Here is a 3309-nt window from a genome sequence, read left to right as displayed (position 1 = left end):
TTGCATCGAATTAAACCACATACTCCACCGCTTGTGCGGGCCCCCGTCAATTTCTTTGAGTTTCAACCTTGCGATCGTACTCCCCAGGCGGGATACTTAACGCGTTAGCTACGGCACCGAATTTAAAACCCAGCACCTAGTATCCATCGTTTACGGCGTGGACTACCAGGGTATCTAATCCTGTTTGCTACCCACGCTTTCGCACCTCAGCGTCAGTAAAGGCCCAGGTGGCCGCCTTCGCCACTGGTGTTCCTCCCGATATCTACGGATTTCACCCCTACACCGGGAATTCCGCCACCCTCTACCTTACTCTAGCTCGGCAGTTTCAAATGCAATTCCCAGGTTGAGCCCAGGGCTTTCACATCTGACTTGCCGTGCCGCCTACGCGCGCTTTACGCCCAGTAATTCCGAATAACGCTCGCACCCTCCGTATTACCGCGGCTGCTGGCACGGAGTTAGCCGGTGCTTCCTCTGGAGGTACCGTCAAAACTAAAGCCTGTTCGACTTTAGCCCGTTCTTCCCTCCTGACAGAGGTTTACGATCCGAAAACCTTCTTCCCTCACACGGCGTTGCTGGGTCAGGGTTGCCCCCATTGCCCAATATTCCCCACTGCTGCCTCCCGTAGGAGTCTGGGCCGTGTTCCAGTCCCAGTGTGGCTGATCATCCTCTCAGACCAGCTACCCATCGTCGCCTTGGTAGGCCTTTACCCCACCAACAAGCTAATGGGACGCGGACTCATCTCCAGGCGATAGCTTGAATCAGAGGCCATCTTTACCCCGCACTTACTTTATCAACGGATTCTTGGCCTCATGGCTGATTATAAAGGAATAAAACCTCCTGATCAGCCATGAGCCTTAGAATCCGTAAATAAAGTAAGTGCGGGGACCATCCAGTATTAGCCCCGCTTTCGCGGAGTTATCCCGGACCCGAAGGTAGATTATCCACGCGTTACTCACCCGTTCGCCGCTTTACTCGCTCCCGAAGGAACTTTCTCGCTCGACTTGCATGTGTTAGGCACGCCGCCAGCGTTCATTCTGAGCCAGAATCAAACCCTCCAGTTGAAATATAACCGGAAAGCTTAATTAAGCTGTCCAACTCAATCAATAATAAAACAAATAACCTTACCAGGTCGGCTCACTATTTAATTGTCAAAGAACTAATAAATGTCAAAATCTCCCAATCACCGAAACAACACCTTCTACACTGAACCAAATCAGCTGTCAATGAAAAAATCAAAATCAGCGTAAAATTTATTTCAATAAATTGAATATTTCTAACATGTTACTTAAAGATCAGTATCCGGCAAGCAGTCGTTATCGCCGCCGAAGCAAAGAAAAATAGGTTAAAAGGAGCCGGGTGTCAACAGATATTTTTCAAAAATTTCAAACAAACGAGAATTTTGATAAACGTCTAAAATTCCAACATGTTGGGAGTTCTTGGAAAGGGTATCACATCCCTTATGTTGCTCACCCCGGTTATGAACATCAAAAGCCGCTCAAAACCCAGGCCGAATCCCGCATGGGGCACGGAACCGAACCTGCGCAGATCCCTGTACCACCAGTACTCGTGGAAGCTCAGGCCGGCTTCCTGGATACGCCTGTCCAGAACTTCCAGCCTTTCTTCGCGCTGACTGCCCCCTATTATTTCCCCCACCCCCGGGAGAAGAACGTCCATGGCAGCCACGGTGCTTGAGTCATCATTCACCCGCATATAAAAGGGCTTTATACTGGCCGGGTAATCATGGACTATAAGAGGTTTGTGAAAATGCTCTTCGCATAGAAAGCGCTCATGTTCAGTCTGCAGGTCCAGGCCCCATTGCACCGGGTACTCAAATTTTCTGCCGCAGCCTTGAAGCACTTCCAGGGCCCGGGTATAGCTTATGCGCTCAAAGGGCTCATTAAGGACGCTGTCTAACCTGTCCTCAAGGCCCTGATCCACAAAGCGGGAAAAAAGCTCCAGGTCCTGGCTGCAATACTTTTTCACATGCCCTGTCAAGGCCTGAACAAAACCCTGGGCCATCTCCATTATGTCCTGCAGATCGGCAAAGGCCACTTCCGGCTCCACCATCCAGAACTCGGCTGCGTGTTTGCTGGTATTGGAATTTTCCGCCCGGAAGGTGGGACCGAAAGTGTAAACGTCCCCCAGGGCACAGGCCATGCTTTCCGCGGGCAGCTGCCCGGAAACCGTGAGGTGGGCCTTTTTCCCGAAAAAATCCCGGCCAAACTCTGCAGGGGATTTCCAGGCCTTGTCCGGATCAAGGGCTGTCACCACAAACATGTCCCCTGCCCCCTCGCAGTCCGATCCGGTGATAATGGGAGTGTGTATGTAGTAAAACCCCCGCTCACGGAAATACTGGTGCACAGCAAAACTAAGTTCCGAGCGGATACGGTTCATGGCTCCGTATTTGTTGGTCCTGGGCCGCAGGTGTGCAATACCGCGCAAAAATTCATCAGAGTGGCGCTTTTTCTGCAAGGGATAACTTTCCTGGTCTGCGCTGCCTATAAGCTCCACCTGCTCTGCCTGAACCTCCCACTTCTGGCCTTTGCCCGGGGAGGCCTGCAGGTTGCCTGTCACCTTGATCGCGGCCCCGGTGCCTGTCCCGTCAAGGCTATCAATCCCGGCAACACCCGGGTCCACCACAATCTGCAGGTTGGTTCTGCAGGAACCGTCATTGAGCTCTAAAAAAACCACACCCTTGGATTCCCTCTTGGTCCGGACCCACCCCTTGAGCATAATGCCCTCAACAGGTGCTTCCGCGTTCAAGGCCTGCTTCACCCTGGTTCTTTTCATCTGACCTCCATAATTCCAAAGTGTCCGTGCTTACGCTGATAATCGGTGTCGGGGTCGGTATCGGGTTCGCAGTCAGAATCGAATCCGGAGGCAAAGTCAAGTGGGACGCTGCCCGGTATTTTCGATCCCGATTCCGATACCGACCCCGACAAAGGCAGTAGCATGAAAACAACAAAAACGGGGGCAACATTGTCAGTGCCATGAGCTGCCCCCCTGCCCGAGTCTTGGCTGCCCAATGGTGCTTTGCATTTCACGCTACAAAGAGTTAAGAACTGGACTTTGCCTGCAAAAAAATCGAGGCAGGCTCCGTGCTTAAATTGATGCTGCATTTTTAGATGATTTGCAACTATTCACCATCTGATAAAATTGGTCAATCTATGCGCACCGCTGATATCCAGGGTCCGGGGGCTTTGCAAACTGGGCGTAAACTGTCTGAACGACGTAGGAAGCGTTAATCAAAACCGTAAAACACCGAACTTTATTTAAAGCATGTTATCGAGGTTATTCTGGCTTAAAAAC

At 51.3% G+C, this 3309-nt stretch carries 1 protein-coding gene and 1 rRNA gene; both read right to left on the bottom strand.

The annotated features are described in order from the left end of the window. A 16S ribosomal RNA gene (locus tag D5S03_RS00500) occupies positions 1-1061 on the bottom strand; the annotation flags it as partial. A 349-nt stretch (positions 1062-1410) separates the two neighbouring features. Next, positions 1411-2790: an asparagine--tRNA ligase gene (gene asnS / locus D5S03_RS00495; RefSeq protein ID WP_287042374.1), complete on the bottom strand. Its 1380-nt coding sequence runs from the start codon at positions 2788-2790 to the stop codon at positions 1411-1413. Positions 2791-3309 lie beyond the last annotated feature (519 nt).

It is taken from the genome of Desulfonatronospira sp. MSAO_Bac3, assembly GCF_003838035.1.
GTDB classification, from domain to species: domain Bacteria; phylum Desulfobacterota; class Desulfovibrionia; order Desulfovibrionales; family Desulfonatronovibrionaceae; genus Desulfonatronospira; species Desulfonatronospira thiodismutans.
This window is presented reverse-complemented; position numbering and strand designations above follow the sequence as displayed.

What these genes read in the sequence shown, in the direction of transcription:
- asnS (WP_287042374.1), bottom strand. Translation starts at nt 2,790, where the DNA reads ATGAAAAGAACCAGGGTGAAGCAGGCCTTGAACGCGGAAGCACCTGTT.